Below are 23809 nucleotides of genomic sequence, written 5' to 3' on the forward strand. Positions count from 1 at the left end.
CGCGTCGGACGCTTATCCCCAAAATGCGGGGAGCGTTATCGTTTGCGGCTATAATTCAAGGCTTTGCAAGCGTTTACAAGATTTCAGTAGGGAACAGGTCATGCCGATCTACGCTTATCGTTGCGAGTCATGCGGCTTCGGGAAAGACGTGCTTCAGAAGATGAGCGACGCCCAGTTGACGCAATGTCCCGAATGCGGGAAAGACACTTTTCGGAAACAGGTCACGGCCGCAGGCTTCCAGTTGAAGGGCTCCGGCTGGTACGTGACCGACTTCCGCGGCGGCAATACCGGCACGAGCGCGCCGGCGAAGGCGGACGCAGACGGTGCGTCCAACGGCAGCCCGGCCGGGACTGCCGCACCTGCCGGCAATGGCGCCGCGAAATCCGACACGGCCACGGCCAGCAGCGCAGCCGCCACGCCGGCCGCGCCCGCTGCGGCGCCGGCGGCTAGCACAGGCGCTAGCAGTTCGGGCAGCGCCTAGTGGGACTGCCGCCCTCGCGGGCGGCGCACACGCCGCGCAGCGCTTTCGCGGCGCGGCTTTCTGGCGGTACACATGACGACGAAAAAAACGACACTCAAATCGGTGTTTCTGACTGGCCTGCTGGTGCTGGTGCCTTTGGCCATCACACTGTGGGTGCTCGGTCTGATCATCGGCACGATGGACCAGACGCTGTTGCTGCTGCCGCGCGCATGGCAACCGGAGCGTGTGTTCGGCTTCCGTCTGCCGGGTCTCGGCGCGGTGCTGACACTGGCGTTCATCTTTGTCGTCGGGCTGCTGACGCAGAACTTCGTCGGGCAGAAGCTCGTGAAGTGGTGGGAAGTCGTCGTCGCGCACATTCCCGTGGTCGGACCGATCTACACGAGCGTCAAGCAGGTGTCCGACACGCTGCTGTCGAGCAGCGGCAACGCCTTTCGTAAGGCGCTTCTAATCGAATATCCGCGCCGTGGCTCCTATACGATCGCGTTTCTCACCGGCATTCCGGGCGGCGACGTGATCAATCACCTGAAGGAAGATCACGTCAGCGTCTACGTGCCGACTACACCGAACCCAACGTCCGGCTTCTTTCTGATGGTGCCGAAGAGCGAAGTGATCGAACTCGACATGACCGTCGACGCCGCGCTCAAGTACATCGTCTCGATGGGCGTGGTGGCGCCGTCCGCGCCGCCGGCGCCGGTGCGCCGCACGACAGTCGAGCCTCCGCTGTAATGCCGGCGCGCAACGTTTCACGCAGTGTTCAGCTGCGGCGCGCCGTTCAACTAATGCAAAACGAAAGTCAAACATCATGTCGATGAGATCTGAATACTGCGGTCTGGTGACCGAAGAACTGCTGGGCCAAACCGTCTCGCTGTGCGGCTGGGTAAGCCGCCGCCGCGACCATGGCGGCGTTATCTTCATCGACCTGCGCGACCGCGAAGGCCTCGTTCAGGTCGTCTGCGACCCGGACCGCGCGGAGATGTTCAAGGCCGCCGAAGGCGTGCGCAACGAATTCTGTCTGCAAATCAAGGGCGTGGTGCGGAACCGTCCGGAAGGCACGACGAACGCCGCGCTGAAAAGCGGCAAGATCGAAGTGCTGTGCCACGAGCTGATCGTGCTGAACGCGTCGATCACGCCGCCGTTCCAGCTCGACGACGACAACCTGTCGGAAACCACGCGTCTCACGCATCGCGTGCTGGACCTGCGCCGTCCGCAGATGCAGCACAACCTGCGTCTGCGCTACCGTGTCGCGATCGAAGTGCGCAAGTATCTGGACGCGCAGGGCTTCGTCGACATTGAAACGCCGATGCTCACCAAGAGCACGCCGGAAGGCGCACGCGACTACCTGGTGCCGTCGCGCACCAACCCGGGCCAGTTCTTCGCGCTGCCGCAATCGCCGCAACTCTTCAAGCAGCTGCTGATGGTGGCGAACTTCGATCGCTACTACCAGATCGTCAAGTGCTTCCGCGACGAAGACCTGCGCGCCGACCGTCAGCCGGAATTCACCCAGATCGACTGCGAAACCTCGTTCCTGTCGGAACAGGAAATCCGCGATCTGTTCGAAGCGATGATCCGTCACGTGTTCAAGGAAACGATCGGGGTCGAGCTGGACGAGAAATTCCCGGTTATGCAGTATTCGGAAGCCATGCGCCGCTTTGGTTCGGACAAGCCGGACCTGCGCGTAAAGCTCGAGTTCACCGACCTGACCGACGCGGTCAAAGACGTCGACTTCAAGGTGTTCAGCACGCCGGCCAACACCAAAGACGGCCGCGTCGCGGCGATCCGCGTGCCGAAGGGCGGCGAGCTTTCACGTGGCGACATCGACAGCTACACGGAATTCGTGCGCATTTACGGTGCCAAGGGTCTCGCGTGGATCAAGGTCAACGAAGTGGCGAAGGGCCGTGACGGCCTGCAAAGCCCGATCGTCAAGAACCTGCACGACGAAGCGGTCAAGGCGATCATCGAGCGCACCGGCGCGCAAGACGGCGACATCATTTTCTTCGCGGCGGACCGCGCGAAGGTGGTGAACGACAGCCTCGGCGCGCTGCGCCTGAAGATCGGCCACTCGGAATTCGGCAAGGCAAACGGCCTCGTCGAATCGGGCTGGAAGCCGCTGTGGGTGGTCGACTTCCCGATGTTCGAATACGACGAGGAAGACAACCGCTACGTCGCCGCGCATCACCCGTTCACGAGCCCGAAAGACGAGCACCTCGAGTATCTGGAAACGGACCCGGCGCGCTGTCTCGCCAAGGCTTACGACATGGTGCTGAACGGCTGGGAAATCGGCGGCGGCTCGGTGCGTATTCATCGTGAAGAAGTGCAGAGCAAGGTGTTCCGTGCGCTGAAGATCAACGCGGAAGAAGCGCAAGCCAAGTTCGGCTTCCTGCTCGACGCGCTGCAATACGGCGCGCCTCCGCACGGCGGCATCGCGTTCGGTCTGGACCGCATCGTCACGATGATGGCCGGCGCCGACTCGATCCGCGACGTGATCGCGTTCCCCAAGACGCAGCGCGCGCAAGACTTGCTCACACAAGCGCCGAGCGAAGTGGACGAGCGCCAGTTGCGCGAGTTGCACATCCGCTTGCGTACGCCGGAACCGAAGGCGTAATCGAGGCGACCCGCGGCTGCCTGTGAACGGCAACGCGGGCTAGCACGCAAGCTGGCATCAGCAACGTCGAGCAAGATACGCTTGATGAAATAGCAAAACGAGAAAGGCGCGTCATGCGCCTTTTTTGCTTTTTGCGTTACAGTCCATGCAACAGCTTCTGCTCGCTCATTGGACCACTCGCCGACATGTACCGCGCAAGCGTTGCGCCCAGTTTTCACGCCATGCCGAAACCGCCAAAGATCCCGCAGTCCGTACTTGTCGTCATTCATACGCCCTCGCTCGACGTGCTGTTGATCGAGCGCGCCGATATTCCGGGCTTCTGGCAATCGGTGACGGGTTCCAAAGACCGGCTCGATGAGCCGCTCGCCGAGACGGCGATCCGTGAAGTGGCCGAAGAAACGGGCATCGTGATCGGCAGCGCACTGGTGCCGGAGAGCGCCTTGTTCGACTGGCAATACTCGATCGAGTACGAGATCTATCCGCAGTTCTTGCATCGTTACGGCGAAGGCGTGATCCATAACACCGAGCATTGGTTCAGCGTACAAGTGCCCGAACAGCTCGAAGTGACATTGGCGCCGCGCGAACACACCGCATTTCTCTGGCTGCCATATGAAGAGGCGGCGTCGCGTTGTTTCTCTTCGTCGAATGCGGATGCGATTCTGCAATTGCCCAAGAGGCTGCGCGAGCGTTCGGAGTCTCGCGCATGAGCGTCGGCGGCGCACGCCGTTTCGCCCGCCTGCGGCAATCGCTGCTCGGCCGCCGCTATTGGCAGCGCTATCGCTTCACGAGCGGCAACGACGTCAAGCTGCTGCGCTCGGGCGGCGAGTACTTCAGCGCGCTCATCGAGCGCGTCGATGCCGCGGAGCGCGACGTCGTTCTCGAAACCTACATCTTCTGCAACGACGAGGCCGGCCAGTCGGTCGGCGCAGCGTTGCTGCGAGCGGCGGCGCGCGGCGTGCGCGTGCGAGTGATTACCGACGGCATCGGCACTGCGCGCCTGTCGATGTTCGACGAGTGGGCCAGCGCGGGCATCGAGCATCGGATCTACAACCCGCATATCTTCGGGCGCTTCGGTTTTTCGCGCACGCACCGCAAGCTCGCCGTGATCGACGATCAGTTCGGGTACTGCGGCGGCATCAACATCGTCGACGATTACGAGAACGACGGCGAAAGGCTGCCCTATCGACGCTGGGATTTCGCGGTGGAATTGCACGGGCCGGTGGTTAACGACATCCGCGAGGCCTTTGAAGTGCAGTGGCGCCGGATTCGCGTCGGGCATCGTCCGCTCGATTCGTTGGAGCCGGATCTGACTCCGAAGACGGCATCGTCCCTCGGCAACCTGAGACGTCGCCGCCGGCGCCGCAACGAGGAGTTGTGGGCGGGCGGCGAACCCTGCGTCGCCTTCGTCGCACGCGACAACCTGATCAATCGCCGGGCGATCGAAAAGGCGTATCTGACAGCGATCGGCCAGGCTCGCCACGAGGTGCTGCTGGCGAACCCGTACTTCATGCCGGGCCGCAAGCTGCGGCGCGCGCTGGTGTATGCGGCGCGGCGGGGCGTGGTGGTGAAGCTGATCATCGGGCGCAAGGAATTCAAGGCGCTCGATTACGCCGTGCCGTTTCTCTATCGCGCGTTGCTTCGAGCAGGCGTGCAGATCGCCGAGTACGAGAAAACCCTGCTGCACGGCAAGGTGGCGGTGGTCGACTCGAACTGGGCGACCGTGGGTTCGTCCAATCTCGACGCGCTGAGCCTGATGCTCAATAACGAGGCTAATGTCGTGCTGGTGAACGATCCGTCGATCGACGCGCTTCGCGAAGCGATTCTGGTCGCTTTCAAGGACTCACGGCGTATCGACGAAGCGCACTACGATGCGCGTCCGGCCGGCGAGCGCCTGCTCAACTGGCTCGCCTACACGACCTACCGGGCGGTGATGAAGGTGCTCACGGTGGGCGGCTACGATTGAAGGGGCGGAGTCGATGGCCCCAGTCGTGGCGTGCGCGCTCCTCGCCGACGCAACACAGACGCAATGCCAACATGGCGCCCCGCCCCTTCCTGATGGCGGCCTTTGTACGGCATCATGCCGGCCTTACGGCGAAAACGGCAACGGAAGCAGCAATCAAACGGCCGTCACCCTGAGCAACAATTGCCTCAAGGCGAACCCCTCTAAAAAATCAGCTTCCTCCGATTGCCAGATGCCGCAGAATTGAAACCTGGTTAGAAACCGGTTTCTAATAAAGTCCTTGTTTCGCGGACGGCGCCACTCAATAATAGTACGGCCGTTCGATTTTCATTTCGGTCACATTAGAACGGTAAAAAGCTATGCGAAAAGGCGAACAGACGCGAGTCGCGATTCTCGATGCAGCACTTGATCTCGCAAGCCGCGACGGACTTGAAGGTCTGACGATTGGCCTCCTGGCCGAGCGCATGCAGATGAGCAAAAGCGGTGTGTTCGCGCATTTCGGATCGCGCGAAGACTTGCAGGTCGAAGTGGTGCGCGAATATCACCGTCGTTTCGAAGACGAGGTGTTCTTCCCGAGCCTGCGCGAACCTCGCGGACTGCCGCGCTTGCGAGCGATGATTTCCCGCTGGATCGAGAAGCGCATCCAGGAAGTCACGACCGGGTGCATCTACATCAGCGGCGCCGTCGAGTACGACGACCGCGCGGATAGCCAGGTGCGCGAGCAACTCGTGTCGAGCGTGACGATCTGGCGCGCGGCGCTGACTCGCGCGATTTCGCAGGCGGTAGAGGAAGGGCATTTGCGGGCCGATACGGACCCGCAGTTGATGCTCTTCGAACTTTACAGCTTCACGCTCGGCCTGCATCACGACGCGCGCTTCCTGCATCTGCCGGATGCGGTGCGTCTCACGTGGGCCGCGCTGGAAAAATTGATTGTTTCGTATCAGAGCGAAAGCCGTTAGTGCAAACCGCGGCAAACCGCGAAACCTGAACAAGGTTCGTCGGCGAGAACGCGAACAACATCCGCGTGACGCACTTGCGCTAACGGCCTGGCTTCTTGTCAAACTTTGGAGAGAGTCATGGGACAGTACGCCGCGCCGCTGCGCGACATGCAATTCGTGTTGCACGAACTGCTTAACGTCGAAGCCGAGATCAAGGAGATGCCGAAGCACGCGGATCTCGACGCGGAGACGATCAACGCCGTGCTCGAAGAGGCCGGCAAGTTCTGCTCCGAAGTGTTGTTCCCGCTCAATCACAGCGGCGACCAGGAAGGCTGCACCTACGTCGGCGACGGCGTCGTCACCACGCCGAAGGGCTTCAAGGAAGCCTATCAGCAGTATGTGGAAGCTGGCTGGCCGGCGCTTGGCTGCGATCCGGAATACGGCGGCCAAGGGCTGCCCGCGTTCGTCAACAACGCGTTGTACGAAATGCTGAACTCGGCGAATCAGGCGTGGACCATGTATCCGGGTCTCTCGCACGGCGCCTACGAATGTCTGCACGCACACGGCACGGCCGAGCTGCAGCAGCGCTATCTGCCGAAGCTCGTTTCCGGCGTATGGACCGGCACGATGTGCCTGACCGAACCGCATTGCGGCACCGATCTCGGCATTCTGCGCACCAAGGCCGAGCCGAACAGCGACGGTTCGTACTCGATCAGCGGTACGAAGATTTTCATCTCCAGCGGTGAGCACGATCTCGCAGAGAACATCGTCCACCTCGTGCTCGCGCGTTTGCCGGATGCACCCAAGGGCACCAAAGGCATTTCGCTTTTCATCGTGCCGAAGTTCGTTCCGAACGAAGCCGGTGAGCTGGGCGAACGCAATGGCGTGAAGTGCGGCTCCATCGAACACAAGATGGGCATTCACGGCAACGCGACCTGCGTGATCAATCTAGACAACGCGAAGGGCTGGCTCGTCGGTGAGCCGAACAAAGGCCTGAACGCGATGTTCGTGATGATGAACGCGGCTCGCCTTGGCGTCGGCATGCAGAGTCTCGGCCTCACCGAAGTTGCGTATCAGAACTCGCTCACGTACGCGAAAGAACGCCTGCAGATGCGTTCGCTGACCGGCCCGAAGGCGCCCGAGAAGGCCGCTGATCCGATCATCGTGCATCCCGACGTGCGCCGCATGCTGCTCACGCAGAAGGCCTATGCGGAAGGCGCGCGCGCGTTCTCATACTGGTCCGCGCTGCACATCGACAAGGAACTGTCGCACGCCGACGAAGCGGTGCGTAAGGAAGCCGCCGATCTCGTCGCGCTGCTCACGCCGATCCTGAAAGCGTTCCTGTCGGACAACGCGTTCGAAGGCACCAATCACGCGATGCAGATTTACGGCGGCCACGGCTTCATCGCCGAGTGGGGCATGGAGCAGTACGTGCGCGACGCGCGTATCAACATGATCTACGAAGGCACTAACGCGATTCAGGCGCTCGACCTGCTCGGCCGCAAGATTCTCGGCGACATGGGCGCGAAGATGAAGAAGTTCGGCAAGCTCGTCACGGAGTTCGTCGAAGCGGAAGGCGTGAAGCCGGAAATGCAGGAATTCATCAACCCGCTCGCCGACATCGGCGAAAAGGTGCAGAAGCTGACAATGGAAATCGGCATGAAGGCCATGCAGAACCCGGACGAAGTCGGCGCCGCTGCCGTGCCGTACTTGCGCACTGTCGGCCATCTCGTGTTCTCGTACTTCTGGGCGCGCATGGCGCGCATCGCGCTGGACAAGGAAGCGTCGGGCGATCCGTTCTACAAGGCGAAGCTCGCCACCGCGCGCTTCTATTTCGCGAAGCTGCTGCCTGAAACCGCCATGACGATCCGTCAGGCGCGCGCAGGTTCGAAGCCGCTCATGGAAGTCGAAGAAGCGCTGTTCTAAGCCATCTCACGGAACGCGTCGCGCTCATTCGAACAGCGCGACGCGTTCGCCAGCCACACATGTCGCGAACCAGCCGACACATTCGCGACACCGCATAACTCCCCGGAGGAACGACGTGAGCAATCTGATCATTCGCAAGGTAGCCGTGCTCGGCGCCGGCGTGATGGGCGCGCAGATCGCCGCGCACCTGATCAACGCCAAGGTGCCCGTGCTGCTGTTCGACCTGCCCGCCAAGGAAGGCCCGAAGAACGCAATCGCGCTGAAGGCGATCGAGAATCTGAAGAAGCTGTCGCCGGCGCCGTTCGGCGTGAAAGACGACGCGCAATACATTCAGCCGGCGAATTACGACGACGACATCGAGAAGCTCGCCGAATGCGACCTCGTGATTGAAGCGATCGCCGAGCGCATGGACTGGAAGCACGACTTGTACAAGAAGGTGTCGCCGCATATCGCGCCGAACGCGATTTTCGCGACCAACACGTCGGGCCTGTCGATCACCGAACTCTCGCAAGGTTTCGCGGACGAGCTGAAGGCGCGCTTTTGCGGCGTGCACTTTTTCAATCCGCCGCGCTACATGCATCTCGTCGAACTGATTCCGACCGCGACGACGCGCCCGGAAATTCTCGATCAGCTGGAAACGTTCCTGACGAGCGTGGTCGGCAAGGGCGTCGTGCGCGCGAAGGACACGCCGAACTTCATCGCGAATCGCGTCGGCATTTTCTCGATTCTCGCCGTCATTACCGAAGCCGCGAAATTCGGACTGCGTTTCGACGAGGTGGACGATCTGACCGGATCGCGTCTCGGCCGTGCGAAGTCGGCCACGTTCCGGACCGCCGACGTGGTCGGTCTGGACACAATGGCGCACGTCATCAAGACGATGCAGGACAACCTGAAGGACGATCCGTTCTTCCCCGTCTACGAAACGCCGGCCGTGCTCGCCGAACTCGTGAAGAAGGGCGCACTCGGTCAGAAAACCGGCGGCGGCTTCTATCGCAAAGAAGGCAAGGCGATCAAGGTGCTCGACCCGAAAACGGGCGACTACGTGGATGGTGGTGCGAAGGCGGACGAACTGGTCGGCCGCATCCTGAAGCGCCCGCCGGCCGAGCGCCTCAAACTGCTGCGCGAATCGCAGCATCCGCAGGCCCAATTCCTGTGGTCGATTTTCCGCGACGTGTTCCACTACATCGGCGTGCATCTGGAATCGATCGCCGATAACGCGCGCGACGTCGACCTGGCAATCCGCTGGGGCTTTGGCTGGAACGAAGGCCCGTTCGAAGGCTGGCAGACGGCGGGCTGGAAGCAGGTCGCCGAATGGGTGCAGGAAGATATCGCAGCGGGCAAGGCGCTTTCGAACGTGCCGCTGCCGTCGTGGGTGCTCGACGGCCCGGTCGCCGAGAAGGGCGGCGTGCATACGAACGAAGGTTCATGGTCGCCCGCTTCGAAGACTTTCGTGCCGCGTTCGTCGCTCGGTGTGTACGACCGGCAGGTGTTTCGCGCACCGCTCGTCGGCGAAACGGTTGCTGACCCGAAGACCTATGGCAAGACGCTGTTCGAAACCGACGCCGTGCGCGCCTGGGTGGACGACCGCGCCGGCGAAAACGACGTGCTGATCGTGTCGTTCAAGAGCAAGATGAACACGATCGGACCGTCGGTGATAGACGGTCTCACGCAGGCAATCGAACTCGCTGAGAAAGAGTACAAAGGTCTCGTCGTATGGCAGCCGACATCGCTGAAGCTCGGCACGCCGGGCGGCCCGTTCTCTGCGGGCGCCAACCTTGAAGAAGCGATGCCCGCGTTCATGATGGGCGGCGCCAAGGGCATCGAGCCGTTCGTGAAGAAATTCCAGCAAGGCATGCTGCGCGTGAAGTATGCGAGCGTGCCGGTCGTTTCCGCGGTGTCGGGCATTGCGCTTGGCGGCGGCTGCGAGTTGCTGCTACATAGCGCGAAGCGGGTCGCGCACATCGAAAGCTATATCGGTCTGGTGGAAGTCGGCGTGGGTCTGGTGCCCGCGGGCGGCGGCCTGAAGGAAGCGGCGCTGCGCGCAGCGGAAGCCGCGACGCAAGTCGGCGCGACCAACGACCTGTTGAAGTTCGTGCAGAAGTCGTTCGAAAACGCGGCGATGGCGAAAGTCTCCGCCTCCGCGCTCGATGCTCGCGCAATGGGTTATCTGAAGCCGTCCGACACGATCGTCTTCAACGTGTTCGAGTTGCTCGACGTCGCGAAGAAAGAAGCGCGCGCGCTGGCCGGCGCGGGTTATCGCCCGCCGCTGCGCGTCACGCAAGTGCCGGTCGCCGGACGTTCGGCGATCTCGACGATCAAGGCTTCGCTCGTGAACATGCGCGACGGGCGCTTCATCAGCGAGCACGACTTCGTGATCGCAAGCCGTATCGCGGAAGCCGTGTGCGGCGGCGACGTGGAAGCAGGCAGCTTCGTCGACGAAGAATGGCTGCTGCAACTGGAGCGTCGCGCGTTCGTGGATCTGCTGGGCACGCAAAAGACCCAGGAACGGATCATGGGCATGCTGCAGACCGGCAAGCCGGTGCGGAATTGAGCGACTAGCGCAAATACATTTGCATGGGGCGGGAGTAAGCGCGAAAGCGTCACCGCCGCCTACATCGGAGCTTCAAATGACAAAGCAATTGCAAGACGCATACATCGTCGCCGCGAGCCGTACGCCGATCGGCAAGGCGCCGCGCGGCATGTTCAGGAATACGCGCCCCGACGAACTGCTGGTTCACGCGATCAGATCGGCCGTTGCGCAGGTGCCTGGTCTCGACACCAAGGTGATCGAAGACGCCATCGTCGGCTGCGCGATTCCCGAAGCGGAACAGGGCTTGAACGTCGCGCGGATGGGCGCATTGCTGGCCGGTTTGCCCAATTCGGTCGGCGGCGTCACGGTGAACCGCTTCTGCGCATCGGGCCTCACCGCGTTGGCTATGGCCGCGGACCGCATCCGCGTGGGTGAATCGGACGCGATGATCGCGGGCGGCTGCGAATCCATGAGCATGGTGCCGATGATGGGCAACAAGCCGTCGCTGTCGCCGCATATCTTCGATCGCAACGAAGACGTCGGCATCGCGTACGGCATGGGCCTGACCGCGGAAAAAGTCGCCGAGCGCTGGAAGATCAGCCGCGAAGCGCAAGATGCGTTCTCGGTCGAATCGCATCGCCGTGCAATCGCCGCGCAGCAAGCCGGCGAGTTCAACGACGAAATCGCCGCTTACACGATCACCGAACGCTTCCCCGATCTGGCCACCGGCGAAGTGCGCGTCAAAACGCGTGAAGTCGCGCTCGACGAGGGCCCGCGGGCGGATACCTCGCTCGAAGGTCTCGCGAAGCTGCGCACGGTGTTCGCGAACAAGGGCTCAGTGACGGCGGGCAACAGCTCGCAGACGTCGGACGGCGCGGGCGCGCTGATTGTCGTGTCGGAAAAGATCTTGAAGCAATTCAATCTGACACCGCTCGCACGCTTCGTGAGCTTTGCGGTGCGAGGCGTGCCGCCGGAAATCATGGGCATTGGGCCGAAGGAAGCGATTCCGGCCGCGCTGAAGGCTGCCGGTCTCAAGCAGGACGACATCGACTGGATCGAGCTGAATGAAGCGTTCGCCGCGCAGTCGCTCGCGGTGATTCAGGACCTCGGTCTCGATCCGTCGAAGATCAACCCGCTCGGCGGCGCGATCGCGCTGGGTCATCCGCTTGGCGCGACGGGCGCGATTCGTGCGTCCACGGTCGTGCACGGTCTACGCCGCCGCAACTACAAGTACGGCATGGTGACGATGTGCGTGGGCACGGGCATGGGCGCAGCCGGCATTATCGAGCGGCTGTGACACAGTCCCCGCCGGTGTTAGCGGCAAGACGTTAAGGCGCGCAGAACGGTTCGCAGGCTTGCCGCTTGCGAACCGTTTTCGCATTCGCAGCAGCAGTTTTCCAGCAGTTTCCGCAGCAGTCGAGGAGACAAAATGACGACGGATATTCTGGTCGAGCGCGCAAATGGCGTGCTGACAATTGCCTTCAACCGGCCGGACAAGAAGAACGCAATCACGGCCGCGATGTACCAAACGATGGCCGACACGCTGGTGCAGGCGCAAGGCGACGCGTCGGTGCGCGCGATCCTGATTCGCGGCAGCGCAAACATCTTCAGCGCCGGCAACGACCTCGAAGACTTCATGAAGTCGCCGCCAATGGGCGAAAACGCGCCGGTGTTCCAGTTCCTGCGTGCGATCAGTTCGGCAGAGAAGCCGGTGGTCGCATCAGTGGCGGGGCCGGCGGTGGGCATCGGCACAACGCTGCTGCTGCATTGCGATCTTGTCTATGCCGCCGACTCCGCGAGCTTCTCGCTGCCGTTCGCGCAACTCGGGCTGTGCCCGGAAGCGGCGTCGAGCCTGCTGCTGCCGCGCGTCGCCGGCTACCAGGCGGCAGCGGAAAAACTGCTTCTTGGCGAGGCGTTCGACGTCGCTGAGGCACAGCGCATGGGCTTCGTGAACCGCGTACTCCCGGCTGCGGAAGTCGATGCGTTCGCGGCATCGCAGGCAGCGAAGCTGGCCGCGCTGCCGGCGTCGTCATTGCGGGTGACGAAAAGCCTGATGAAGCGCGCGAGCCACCAGGAACTGCAAACGCAGATGTCGGAAGAAGCCGTGCATTTCGGCAAGATGCTGATCGCGCCCGAAGCGCGCGAGGCGTTCAAGGCGTTCTTCGAAAAGCGCAAGCCTGACTTTCGGCAATTCGACTGAGCGGCTGCTCAGCTTTGTGACGGCTGCGCCGTGTCGTAATCGACGTAGCTGGTTTCACGGCAGAAGCTGACGAGCCGCACGCCCGCCTTGCGGGCAATCGCAATTGCGAGCGACGAGGGCGCCGAGATCGTCGCGACCATCGGCACGTCGACGCGAGCAGCTTTGCGCACGAGCTCGTAACTCGCGCGGCTCGACAGGAACACGAAGCCCTCTTTCGTATCCACGCGATCGAGCACGAGTTGGCCGATCAGTTTGTCGAGCGCATTGTGGCGGCCCACGTCTTCGAACGCGTAGCGTATTGCGCCCGCCGCGTCGCACCATGCGGCGGCGTGCAAGCCGCCCGTGAGGCGCGTGAGCGCCTGATGCTGCGGCAACTCGCGAGCGGCGCGCGCAATCGCGTCCGGCGCGAGACGCTGCAGAAAGCCAGTGTCGGGCACGCGTTCGGGTTTCAGATCGAGCAAGTCGATGCTTTCGATGCCGCACACGCCGCAGCCGGTGCGGCCGGCGAGCGCACGGCGCTTTTCTTTCAGCGCGACGAACGCCTGCTGCACGACCTGCAACTGCACTTCGGCGTGCGGCAATTCGCCGTCGTCATGCAATTCGACCTCGATGTCCTGAATGTCGCTGCCACGCCCGACGATTCCTTCCGAGATCGCGAAGCCCACCGCGAACGCTTCGAGGTCGCGCGGGGTGCACATCATCACCGCATGCGAAATGCCGTTGAAGACGAGCGCGACCGGCCACTCCTGACCGACGTGGTCGGTGACCGTTTCGACCGCCGCACCGCGATGACGGTGCACCTGACGCTCCACCGCGCCTGGCTGGCCGGCTGTTTCCAGTTCGTTCAAGCTGATTCACTCCATTTATGCTGCGTGCGCACCGTACCGGACTGCGCCGCCGGTGTGCAAATAAGGTTCTAAAATACCTCAAGCCGGGCTTGTGCGTTGCCCGTCAACAATGAGGAACACTGTCATGGGACTCAACGAGGCACCGCTGCTGTTCAACTTCGAGGTGAAGTCGTCGGAGAATTTCACTTACATCCCGATGTCGGTTCGCTTCAATCTCGATCGTTTCGGCCTGCGCATTTCGCTCGCGCAGTGGCAAATGCTGCCGCTCGAAGACCGCAAGCTGCTCGCGCGTTTCCCCGTCGAGGAGGACGCGGAGATCGAGCCGAACTTCGATCACGCGCTGTTCGAAATGCTGCGCACTCACGCGAACGTCGAACCGGAGTGGTTCACGCCCGACGAGGCGCCAGCCTGGCGCAACACGGACGGCGTGCCCGAGAGCGTACTGCGTCAGGCGAAACAGGCCGGCCTGGCGGCGCCGAGCGCCGCGCTGTGGGCGCAGCTCGATCCGTTCAAGCGCTACGTGCTGGCCAAGCTTTCGCGCAAGCAGGAGATCAACCACGACTTCATCCCGGCGATGAAGGAATTTGGAGCGGCCGGCTAGGTGCGGCCGGCTAGGCGCTGCCGGCTAGGAGCGGCCGGCTAGGCGCCACCGAAATTTTTTTCACTCCCAACCCTCAACCTATTCCGAACGCTGCCGTTATCCATGGGTTGGCGCGTAAAAGACTCGCATCGATGCGGCCGGACGCATCGGAAGCGGCCTCGCGCTCCCGCCTGAAGAACGATCGACGTTCGGAACCCATGACCCATTTCATCTCGAAGCGGCTGCTGATCAATATCGCGGTCGTAGCCGCCGCGCTCGGCGCAAACGTGTTCGTCGCGTATTTGCAGATCGGCGGGCAGCGCGATGCCGACGCCCGCATGCTGCATTCGACGCATGTTCGCCAGAGTCTCGACGCCTACCAGACGGCGCTCGACGCCGGCCTCGCCGCGCTCGCCCGGTTCGAAGCGTCCGCTGAACCGTCGCCGGGAAACGCCGCCGCGACGATGAGCGCTACGCTCGCCAGTCTCCAGCGCGAATTGCGCGACGAGCTTGCCGATGAGCCGGCCATGCTCGCCACGCTGGCGCAGGTCGACGCCGACAGCCGCGCGCTGCAACGCGACATCGACGATGCGCTGCTGGGCCGCGATGCTGCCGAGCCGGCTGCGTCACGCGCATGGGCGGCCGCGTCGTATATGCATGTCGGGCTCGGGCTGCAACGTGTCGAAGCGGGCCTCGCCGCGCTGCGCGACGCCGAAAACCGTGCGTTCAAAGAGTCCCTCGCGGCTTCGACGAAGCGGGCGAAGCACGCCATGTTCATGTTGGTCGTGACCATGATCGCGGGCAGTGCGCTCCTCATTTTTACTTTCGGTATGCGCGAAAGCAGTGCGCGCAAGAAACTGCACAGCGCGCGGGCGCTTGGCCGCAACGACGAGCGTTTTCGCAGCCTCTTCGACGATCATCCGGTGCCCATGTATATCTTCGACCGCGAGACGCTGCGCTTTCTCGCCGTCAATTCTGCGGCGATTCAGCAGTACGGCTATTCGGAGGCCGAGTTTCTCGACATGACGATTCGCGCGATCCGGCCGAATGTGGAGATCGCGCGCCTCGAGTCGCACCTGCAGCGCGCCGACAGCGTGCAGCACGGCCGCACGATGGCGGGCATCTGGCATCACCGGCGCAAGGACGGCTCGACTATCAGCGCGGACATCTCGTATCACGCGCTGAATTTCATGGGACGCGCCGCGTTTTTCGTTCTCGCCGACGACGTCACCGAACAGATCAACGCCGAAGCCGAGGCGCAGCGTTCCAATCAGATGCTCGAAGCGGTGATCGACAACATTCCGCAGCGCATTTTCTGGAAAGATCTGGAGTCGCGCTATCTGGGCTGCAACATGGCGTTCGCGCGCGACGGCGGGCTCTCGTATCCAGAGCAGGTGGTCGGCAAGAGCGACGCCGACATGCCGTGGCGCGCCTTCGCCGAACTGCTGAGCGCGCACGACAAGGAAGTGATCGACACTGGCGTGCCGAAGATGAACTTCGAGGTCGACATGGTGATCGACGGCGTGCATCGCACGACGGTGACGAGCAAGCTGCCGTTCACCGACGGCGAAGGCCGCGTGATCGGCGTGCTCGGCTCATACACCGACATCACGGAGCGCAAGCGCGCCGATCTCGCGCTGCGTCTGCAAAGCCGCGCGCTCGACGCGAGCGTCAACGCAATTCTGATTACGGCTCCCTCGCCGTCGGGCAATCTGATCGAATACGTGAATCCGGCGTTCATGCGGATCACAGGCTACGATCCCGCCGAGGTGATAGGCCACGATTGCCGGGTCTTGCAACGCGACGACCGCGAGCAGGAAGGCGTTGCGTCGATCCGCAAGGCGCTCGCCGCGAATCGCGAAGTGAGCGCGGTGGTGCGCAACTATCGCAAGGACGGCGCGCTGTTCTGGAATCAGTTGTTCATTGCGCCCGTGCCGAACGCGGAAGGTGTGATTACGCATCACATCGGCGTGATCAACGACGTCACCGACCTGATGCGCTATCAGGAACAGCTCGAATATCAGGCCAACTACGACAGCCTCACGCGCCTGCCCAACCGCAATCTGCTTCGCGACCGTCTGCAGCACGCGCTGATCGTCGCGCAGCGTCAGCACAAGGGCGTGGCCGTGGTGTTCATGGACCTCGACGGTTTCAAGAACGTCAACGACAGCCTCGGCCACAGCGTCGGCGATCGGCTGCTCGGCGTCGTGGCGGAACGGCTCGCGCGCTGCACTCGCACGAGCGATACCGTCGCGCGACACGGCGGCGACGAGTTCGTGATCGTGATGACGGACACTGTCGACGAACAATCACTGATTGCGTGGATGGAGCGCGTGCGCGCTTCGATTTCGGAGCCGGTCTGGCTCGACGGCACGGAGCTGTACGTCGGGTGCAGCATGGGGGCGAGTCTGTTCCCGCAAGACGGCGACGACGCCGAAACGCTGATGAAAAAGGCGGACCTCGCGATGTATCGCGCGAAGGATATGGGCCGCAACACGTTCCAGTTCTATCAGCCGGAGATGAACGCGAGCGCGGGCGCGCGTTTGAATCTCGAAAGGCGCTTGCGCCGTGCGCTGCGCGACAACGAATTCCTGCTGCACTATCAGCCGCAGGTCGATATCGACAGCGGGCAGATCGTCGGTACCGAGGCGCTGGTGCGTTGGAGCGATCCTGAAGTGGGGCTCGTGCCGCCGTCGTCGTTCATTCCGGTTGCCGAGGAAAGCGGTCTCATCGGGCCGCTGTCCGAGTGGGTGCTGCGCGAGGCGTGCCGTCAAAATAAAGCCTGGCAAGACCTCGGCTTGCCGCCGGCGCGTGTGTCGGTCAACCTGTCGGCGCGTGTGTTCCAGCAGCGCGATATTGCAAAACTCGTCATGCAGGTGCTCGACGAGACCGGCCTCGAGCCGCAATACCTCGAACTGGAACTGACCGAGAGCGCGATCATGCGCAACGCCGAAGAAGCGGTGTCCATGCTCAACGAGTTGCACGCGCTCGGTATTGGCCTTGCCATCGACGACTTCGGCACGGGCTATTCGAGCCTCAGCTACCTGAAGCGTTTCCCAGTGGACCGGCTGAAGATCGACCGCTCGTTCGTGTCCGACATCGGCATATCCGGCGACGACGAGACGATTACCTCGGCCATCATCGCGCTCGCTCATTCGCTGAAGCTGCAGGTGATAGCCGAAGGCGTCGAAACGTCGGCACAACTCGACTTCCTGAAGGAGCGTGCTTGCGACGAGATGCAAGGCTTCTACTTCGCGAAACCTTTGTCCACCGAGGCAATTTACGACTTGATGCAAGGCGGCGCGGCGCGCGAACTCGCGCTGGTTTGAATGCGGCGGCGGCGCGGGCGGTCGCTGCTGCTGGGTCGGTCGCGATGCACCTACGCTTAGGTTAACGCCGCCGACCTCACACTGCCGGCGTGCTCGCGAAAACCGGCAACTGCTCCGCCGCAGCCGAAAATGCCTGCAAATGCGGATGCGCGCTGGCGCTCACGATCTGCGGCAGCATTGCCCGGGTGAAGTTCCACGCGACCGCGAGCGTCACCTCTGCCGCGCCGAAGCGTTCTGCCTCGGTTGGCAACGGCGCGGCCGCGGCTTCCTGTTCGAGTTCGGCATACGCGGCGAGCATCTGCCCGCGCACCCGTTCCATCCACGGCTCGTGCTGCTTGTCCACCGGCCGCAGATTGCGTTCGTAGACGATCTGCACCGTCTTGTCGCACGCGGCGAGCGAGAGTCCCGTCAGGCGCGCGGCGCGCAGGCAGTCTTCGGGACTGGACGGAAATAGCCGCTGCCCGGAACCGGCGAGCGACGCGAGATATTGAAGGATCACCGTCGAATCCATCACCGTCTTGCCGTTGTCGGCGACGAGCGTCGGCGCCTTGACCACCGGGTTGATGGCCGCGAACTGGTCGTAGGTACTGAACACGGAAATGGGCGCATGTTCGAAATCCAGCTTCAGCATCTTCATGCAGATAGCTACCCGGCGTACGTAAGGCGAGTCCAGCATTCCGATCAGTTTCATGTTGCTCCCGTTAGAAGTTCTATCGCGATGCGCAGGTGCTCGCGGTGGCGTGCATCTGGCCGCCGGTGCAGCATGGCGCGCGTCAGGGCAATAGATTAAGCATCTCCGCGCGGCAGAAAAAGCGAAATTAATCGACGGTTTACGTCAGAATCTCTTACATGAAACCGATCCCGCCTTTGACCGCTCTGCGCTGCTTCGAGGCCGTCGCCCGGCTGGGCGGCGTCACCCAGGCCGCGCGCGAGTTGCATGTCACGCATTCGGCGGTGAGCCAGCAGATCAAGGTGCTCGAAGATGTAATGGGCGTCGCGCTTTTCGTACGCGAGGCGCGCGGGTTGCGCCCAACCGAAGAAGGCCGCCTCTACGCACTCGATATACGCGCGGCGTTGCGTGACATCACACAGGCCACGCGACGCGCGCAGGCTCGTCCGCATGACAGCGAACTGGTGATCGCGACGTTGCCGTCGTTCGCGCAGCATTGGCTCGTGCCGCGTCTGCAGAGCTTTCGTGAAGCGCATCCGTACTATCGCGTGCGTCTTGCCACCGGCTTGCAACTCGAAGACTTGCGCCACGGCGTGAGCGATATCGCCATTCGTATGGGGCAGGGCCATTGGCCCGACGTCGCGCAGCAGAAATTGTTCGACGATGAAATGGTCGTCGTCGCGGCACCGCATTTCGCGCTCGGGCCGAACGGCCGCTTTCCCGTCACCGCCGAAGACGTGGTCGCGTGCCCGCTGATTTCGAGCCCCGACGCACCGTGGGGCGACTGGTGCGAAGCGGCGAAGGTCGCGCAGCCGGTTGCCGCGCGCATGGTGTTGTCCGCGAACGACTCGAACGTGGTGATCAGCGCGGTGTTGCTGGGCCAAGGTGTCGCGCTGGAGCGGCGCAGTCTCGTCTCGCATGCGCTGAGCCGGGGCGAACTGGTGCAGATCACGTCGATTCGCGTGCCTTATCGCTACCCGTACTGGCTCGTGTGGCAGCAACGCGAAACGCTCACTGCCCAGCAGGCGCATTTTGCGCAGTGGATAGAAGGACAAGTCGACGCATATCTGCGCGCCGATGGTGCGCTAGCGTCTCAATAGCGGCGGGTGCCGGTTCGTGATTGCGCAATACATGCGCCATACGTGCGCGATACATGCGCTATTGAGCGCCGGAATGCAATGCCTCAATGAACCCGGTCGAGTTCAATCGAGTGCGGGCAGCGCGCGCGGACGGCGGTCGCTGTCGGTAGCGACGTAGGTGAGGATCGCCTCGGTTACCTTCACGAGATCTTCTGTGAGGCTCATACGTTGCGCGTAGACCTCGACGGAAACGGTGATCGACGTATTGCCCGTTTTGACGATGTCCGCGTAAAAGCTCAACAGATCGCCGACGAACACTGGTTGCTTGAACACGAACGAGTTGACCGCGATGGTCGCGACCCGTCCATTCGCGCGGCGGCTCGCCGGAATCGAACCGGCAATATCCACTTGCGCCATGATCCAGCCGCCGAACACGTCGCCGTGAACGTTCGCGTCCGACGGTTGCGGCATGACGCGCAGTGCGCAAGGCTTTTGCGGGAGTTGGAGAATATCGGTCATTGGTACCCTGGAAACGCGTGTTGATCTGTTTGGCTCTGTCAGCCGGCCCAGCAGGTGGACTACGCGGCAACCGCTCCACGCAAACTGCGGACATCGCCAGACGGCGAGCCCGCTCGGTCAACCTTCGACCGGATGCCCGGATAGCCCACGAAAAGCGGCGCCGGCCGGCTTCTGCGACAATAGGAAGATCAGGAATTGTACGGGAAAGCGCCCAGCGAGGTTGCGCCACCAGGCAACGTGCCACGTGCACACAATGGCCGGCGTACCGCTGTGAACTCCGGCATTTCCACCTCCTCCCCAGCCGAATCCATGCGCCGCTCGCTTCCGTCAGAACCCTCGCCCATCTCCACCCAACCGCGCAACGACTGGCAGACCATCCTGTCGCTGCTGCCTTACCTTGCGACCTACAAGTGGCGTGTGATCTTCGCGCTCAGTTGCCTGATCGGCGCGAAGATCGCCAATCTTGGCGTGCCGATCGTGATGAAGCGTATTGTCGACAGCCTCGCGTCGGTGCAGCATCTGACCGCACTCGGCCGCGCGCACGATTCGCCGGGCATCGTGCTGCTCGGCGGCGTCGGCCTGCTGGTGGTCGCGTATGCGGTGGTCCGGCTTTCTACTTCGCTCTTCACCGAATTGCGGGAAATCCTGTTTTCGAAAGTGACAGAAAGCGCGGTGCGCCAGCTTGCGCTCAAGGTGTTCCGGCATCTGCATGGCTTGTCGTTGCGCTTTCATCTGGACCGGCAGACGGGCGGCATGTCGCGCGACATCGAACGCGGCACGCGCGGCATTACGCAGCTCATTTCCTATTCGCTGTACAGCATTCTGCCGACGCTGGTCGAAGTCGGGCTCGTGCTGGGGTTTTTCGTCGTCAAATACGAGGCGTATTACGCGGTGGTCACGTTCGTGGCTCTTGCGGTGTACATCGTGTTCACGGTGAAGGTGACCGAGTGGCGCACGCATTTTCGCCGCACGATGAACGAACTCGATTCGAAAGCGAACTCGCGCGCAATCGACTCGCTGCTCAACTATGAGACCGTCAAATATTTCGGCAATGAAGAGTGGGAAGCGAGCCGCTACGACGAAAATCTGAAGCGCTATCGCACGGCGGCCATCAAGTCACAGCGTTCGCTGTCGGCGCTGAATTTTGGACAGCAGGCGATTATCGGCACGGGGCTCGTGTTCATTCTGTGGCGCGCGACCGAAGGCGTGATGGCGGGGCGCCTCACGCTCGGCGATCTCGTGCTGATCAACACGTTCATGCTGCAGCTTTATATTCCGTTGAATTTTCTTGGCGTGGTCTATCGGGAACTGAAGCAAAGCCTCACCGACATGGACCGCATGTTCACGCTCCTCGGGGCCGCGCAGGAAGTGCCGGACCTTCCCGACGCGCCCGCGTTGCAGGTGAGCGGCGCGCAAGTGCGCTTTGACCGGGTGAACTTCTCATACGAACCGGCGCGGCAGATTCTGCACGACGTGAGCTTTACGATTCCAGCCGGCACCACCACGGCGGTGGTAGGCCATAGCGGCTCGGGCAAGTCGACGCTCGCGCGGCTCATGTTCCGCTTCTACGACCTGGACCGCGCGACGGGCGGCGCAATTACTATCGACGGTCAGGACATTCGTGACGTGGCGCAAGCTTCGCTGCGCGCTTCGATCGGCATCGTGCCGCAGGACACGGTGCTGTTCAACGATTCGATCTACTACAACATCGCCTATGGACGGCCGTCCGCGACGCGCGACGAAGTAATCGCGGCGGCGCGCGCCGCGCACATTCATGAGTTCATCGAAGGACTGCCGAAAGGATATGACACGCCCGTGGGCGAACGTGGGCTGAAGCTCTCGGGCGGCGAGAAGCAGCGTGTCGCGATCGCGCGGACCATCCTGAAGAACCCGCCGATCCTGTTGTTCGACGAAGCCACGTCGGCGCTCGACTCGGGTTCAGAGCGCGCCATCCAGCACGAGCTCGATCAGATCGCACGCGAACGCACGACGCTCATCATCGCGCACCGGCTTTCGACGGTGGTACACGCACAGCAGATCATCGTGATGGACAAGGGGCGCATTGTCGAGCGCGGCACGCACGCCGAACTGTTGCGCGCGAATGGCCTCTTCGCTCAGATGTGGGCGTTGCAGCAGCAACGCGCGGCCGAAGCCCCGGAGTCGGCGGAAATTGTGGGGGCGGGCAATGGCGAGGCGTGAACCGGCGGGCGGCGCGCGTATGGCGCCGCGCACCCGGAGCGTGCCCTCGCGCGGCGTCGCTCAGCGCTCGACCAACCGCTGATTCAGCGCCTGAAGCTGCGCCGGCGTTCCGACGTTTTCCCACAGGCCTTCGTATAGCTCGCCAGTCGCGAGACCGCGCGCGATCGTCTCGCGGTAGTACGGCTTGAGCGCGCGCCGCGTACCGCGCGGGAGATCGCGGAACATGCGCGTGTCGTAGAGCCCGATATTGCCGAACGTGAAGCGCGGCTCGGCGTCGAGCGACAACACGCCGTCCGTGAGCGCAAAGTCGCCGTTCGGATGGAACGCCGGATTGGGCACCATCACCAGATGCATGCCCGGCTCCGCCAGCGACTTCATTGCCTGCGCATGCGCATTCAATGCGCGATAGTCGAAATCCGCGTACACGTCGCCGCTTACTGCGAGGAACACCTCGCTCACGCCGTTATCCTCGATAAGCGGCAGCGCGTTGACAATGCCGCCCGCCGTCTCGAGCGCTTCCTGCTCGGGCGAAAAACGCAACTGCACATGCCAGCGCGAACCGTCGCCGAGCGCGGCTTCGATCTGCTCGCCGAGCCACGCGTGATTGATGACAATCGTCTCGAGGCCCGAGCGGGCGAGCCGCTCGATCTGCCACACGATCAGCGGTTTGCCGCCTACTTCGAGCAAAGGCTTGGGGCACGCGTCGGTCAACGGACGCATGCGCTCGCCGCGGCCCGCGGCGAAAATCATCGCTTTCTTCAGAGACATTGTGTTGGGTCAGAATGTGTAGCCGACTTCGTTCGAGCGGCCTTCGAGATCGTCGAGCAGCTTCGCGAACGGACGCAGCGGCGCATAACGCTCGGCCACCTTGCGCGCATAGCCGATGAAGCGCGGCAGATCTTTCATGTAGTGCGGTTTGCTGTCGCGGTAATTGATGCGGCAGAACAGACCCAGCACCTTGATATGCCGTTGCAGTCCCATCCACTCGATCTGGCGGTAGAACTCTCCGAAATCGGGATCGACGGGCAAGCCGGCTTTCTTTGCGCGCTCCCAGTAATACACGAAGCAATCGAGCTCGAACTCCTCGTCCCAACTGAGGAACGCGTCGCGCAGCAACGATGCGACGTCGTAGGTAATGGGGCCGTACACCGCGTCCTGGAAGTCGAGTACGCCGGGATTGGCCTTGGGGCTCGCTTCGCTCGCCGCGTTCGGCGCGGCGCAGACCATCAGATTGCGCGGCATGAAATCGCGCAGCATGAACGCTTGCGGCTGCGCCCGCGCGCTCGCTATCAGCAACGCGAACGTGCGGTCGAGCAGGCCGCGGGTGTTGTCGTCCACTTCGCGGCCAAGGTGCCGGCCGATGAACCACTCGGGCATCAACTCCATCTCGCGGCGCAGGAAGGCTTCGTCGAACGGCGGCAGCACGTCTTCGCGCGACGTGAGCTGCCAGCGGATCAGCGCGTCGAGTGCGTCACGCATCAACGTGCGGGCGCGGCGCGGGTCGTTGTCGTTTTGCGCGGCGGTGAGCGCGCCGAGGTACGACTCGGTGCCCAGGTCGGTGACGAGCATGAACCCGGCGTCGAAGTCGGCCTCCAGCACGCGCGGCACGTGCACGCCGGCGTCGCCGAGCAGATGCGCGACCTGCACGAATTCGCGGCACTTTTCGGGCGGAGGGGCGTCGACCGCGATCAGCGTGCCGGCGCTTTCGCCTTGCGCCGCCTTACCGGCGAGCCGGAAATAGCGGCGAAAACTGGCGTCGGACGAAGCCGGTGCGAGCGTGCCGAGATCGAGCGAATAGCGCGCCGCGTGGCTTTGCAGCCAGGCCTCGAGCAGTTCGAGGCGGCGGTCGGCGGAGTGGTGTGTGAAGTCTTGGGAAGGGGGCAGCGTCATGAAAACCGGCGGCAAATTCAGGGGGGCAACGTCTTGCCATATAATACCCCACGACTTT

General features: G+C 62.8%; 19 protein-coding genes. 14 read left to right on the forward strand and 5 right to left on the reverse strand.

Annotated elements, in window-relative coordinates:
• The first annotated feature begins 100 nt into the window (after nt 1-100).
• The 10 genes from H281_RS0123745 (at nt 101) to H281_RS0123790 (ending at nt 12637) form a co-directional block, all read left to right on the forward strand.
• Nucleotides 101-481 (forward strand): FmdB family zinc ribbon protein, encoded by a 381-nt coding sequence (locus H281_RS0123745; protein ID WP_020069629.1) that lies wholly within the window; start codon nt 101-103, stop codon nt 479-481.
• 72 nt (nt 482-553) lie between these two features.
• Nucleotides 554-1207 (forward strand): DUF502 domain-containing protein, encoded by a 654-nt coding sequence (locus H281_RS0123750; RefSeq protein ID WP_020069630.1) that lies wholly within the window; start codon nt 554-556, stop codon nt 1205-1207.
• Nucleotides 1208-1283: 76 nt separating this feature from the next.
• Complete coding sequence (aspS, locus tag H281_RS0123755; protein WP_020069631.1) at nt 1284-3083, forward strand: aspartate--tRNA ligase; 1800 nt, start codon at nt 1284-1286, stop codon at nt 3081-3083.
• Nucleotides 3084-3304: 221 nt separating this feature from the next.
• Nucleotides 3305-3790 (forward strand): dihydroneopterin triphosphate diphosphatase, encoded by a 486-nt coding sequence (gene nudB / locus H281_RS0123760; protein WP_027804890.1) that lies wholly within the window; start codon nt 3305-3307, stop codon nt 3788-3790.
• A complete protein-coding gene (clsB, locus tag H281_RS0123765) occupies nt 3787-5046 on the forward strand; it encodes a cardiolipin synthase ClsB (protein WP_020069633.1) in 1260 nt (419 codons plus the stop codon). Before nudB ends, clsB begins: the two co-directional genes overlap by 4 nt.
• A 356-nt stretch (nt 5047-5402) precedes the next feature.
• Nucleotides 5403-6002 carry a TetR/AcrR family transcriptional regulator gene (locus H281_RS0123770; protein ID WP_020069634.1) on the forward strand — a complete coding sequence of 200 codons (600 nt, stop codon included), beginning with the start codon at nt 5403-5405 and terminating at the stop codon, nt 6000-6002.
• A 117-nt stretch (nt 6003-6119) separates the two neighbouring features.
• Nucleotides 6120-7907 (forward strand): acyl-CoA dehydrogenase C-terminal domain-containing protein, encoded by a 1788-nt coding sequence (locus tag H281_RS0123775; protein ID WP_020069635.1) that lies wholly within the window; start codon nt 6120-6122, stop codon nt 7905-7907.
• A 115-nt stretch (nt 7908-8022) separates the two neighbouring features.
• Nucleotides 8023-10458: a 3-hydroxyacyl-CoA dehydrogenase/enoyl-CoA hydratase family protein gene (locus tag H281_RS0123780; RefSeq protein ID WP_020069636.1), complete on the forward strand. Its 2436-nt coding sequence runs from the start codon at nt 8023-8025 to the stop codon at nt 10456-10458.
• Between the two features lie 76 nt (nt 10459-10534).
• On the forward strand, nt 10535-11734 hold the full coding sequence (locus tag H281_RS0123785; protein ID WP_020069637.1) for an acetyl-CoA C-acyltransferase: 1200 nt from the start codon (nt 10535-10537) through the stop codon (nt 11732-11734).
• Nucleotides 11735-11866: 132 nt separating this feature from the next.
• Nucleotides 11867-12637: an enoyl-CoA hydratase gene (locus H281_RS0123790; protein WP_020069638.1), complete on the forward strand. Its 771-nt coding sequence runs from the start codon at nt 11867-11869 to the stop codon at nt 12635-12637.
• Nucleotides 12638-12645: 8 nt separating this feature from the next.
• On the opposite strand, the gene fdhD is transcribed toward H281_RS0123790, so the two are convergent.
• Nucleotides 12646-13485, reverse strand: coding sequence for a formate dehydrogenase accessory sulfurtransferase FdhD (fdhD, locus tag H281_RS0123795; RefSeq protein WP_020069639.1), 840 nt, complete (start codon nt 13483-13485; stop codon nt 12646-12648).
• 124 nt (nt 13486-13609) lie between these two features.
• Here fdhD and H281_RS0123800 point away from each other — a divergent pair, with 124 nt between their 5' ends.
• Together H281_RS0123800 and H281_RS0123805 are read left to right on the forward strand one after the other, a co-directional pair.
• The gene (locus tag H281_RS0123800; protein WP_020069640.1) at nt 13610-14086 is read left to right on the forward strand and encodes a nitrate reductase associated protein; all 477 of its coding nucleotides are present in this window, start codon (nt 13610-13612) and stop codon (nt 14084-14086) included.
• Nucleotides 14087-14283: 197 nt separating this feature from the next.
• Nucleotides 14284-17394, forward strand: coding sequence for a sensor domain-containing protein (locus H281_RS0123805; RefSeq protein ID WP_027804891.1), 3111 nt, complete (start codon nt 14284-14286; stop codon nt 17392-17394).
• 76 nt (nt 17395-17470) lie between these two features.
• On the opposite strand, the gene H281_RS0123810 is transcribed toward H281_RS0123805, so the two are convergent.
• On the reverse strand, nt 17471-18085 hold the full coding sequence (locus tag H281_RS0123810) for a glutathione S-transferase (protein ID WP_020069642.1): 615 nt from the start codon (nt 18083-18085) through the stop codon (nt 17471-17473).
• A 158-nt stretch (nt 18086-18243) separates the two neighbouring features.
• Between H281_RS0123810 and H281_RS0123815 the strand changes: the two genes are divergently transcribed.
• Nucleotides 18244-19164 carry a LysR substrate-binding domain-containing protein gene (locus H281_RS0123815; protein WP_020069643.1) on the forward strand — a complete coding sequence of 307 codons (921 nt, stop codon included), beginning with the start codon at nt 18244-18246 and terminating at the stop codon, nt 19162-19164.
• Between the two features lie 102 nt (nt 19165-19266).
• Here H281_RS0123815 and H281_RS0123820 read toward each other — a convergent pair whose 3' ends face one another.
• A complete protein-coding gene (locus H281_RS0123820) occupies nt 19267-19662 on the reverse strand; it encodes an acyl-CoA thioesterase (protein ID WP_020069644.1) in 396 nt (131 codons plus the stop codon).
• Between the two features lie 309 nt (nt 19663-19971).
• Here H281_RS0123820 and H281_RS0123825 point away from each other — a divergent pair, with 309 nt between their 5' ends.
• On the forward strand, nt 19972-21861 hold the full coding sequence (locus H281_RS0123825; protein ID WP_020069645.1) for an ABCB family ABC transporter ATP-binding protein/permease: 1890 nt from the start codon (nt 19972-19974) through the stop codon (nt 21859-21861).
• A gap of 60 nt (nt 21862-21921) precedes the next feature.
• On the opposite strand, the gene murU is transcribed toward H281_RS0123825, so the two are convergent.
• Both murU and H281_RS0123835 read right to left on the reverse strand, forming a co-directional pair.
• Nucleotides 21922-22629 (reverse strand): N-acetylmuramate alpha-1-phosphate uridylyltransferase MurU, encoded by a 708-nt coding sequence (murU, locus tag H281_RS0123830; protein ID WP_020069646.1) that lies wholly within the window; start codon nt 22627-22629, stop codon nt 21922-21924.
• A 9-nt stretch (nt 22630-22638) separates the two neighbouring features.
• Complete coding sequence (locus H281_RS0123835; RefSeq protein ID WP_020069647.1) at nt 22639-23751, reverse strand: aminoglycoside phosphotransferase family protein; 1113 nt, start codon at nt 23749-23751, stop codon at nt 22639-22641.
• Between the last annotated feature and the right edge of the window lie 58 nt (nt 23752-23809).

The organism is Paraburkholderia caledonica (assembly GCF_000383275.1).
GTDB lineage: Bacteria > Pseudomonadota > Gammaproteobacteria > Burkholderiales > Burkholderiaceae > Paraburkholderia > Paraburkholderia caledonica.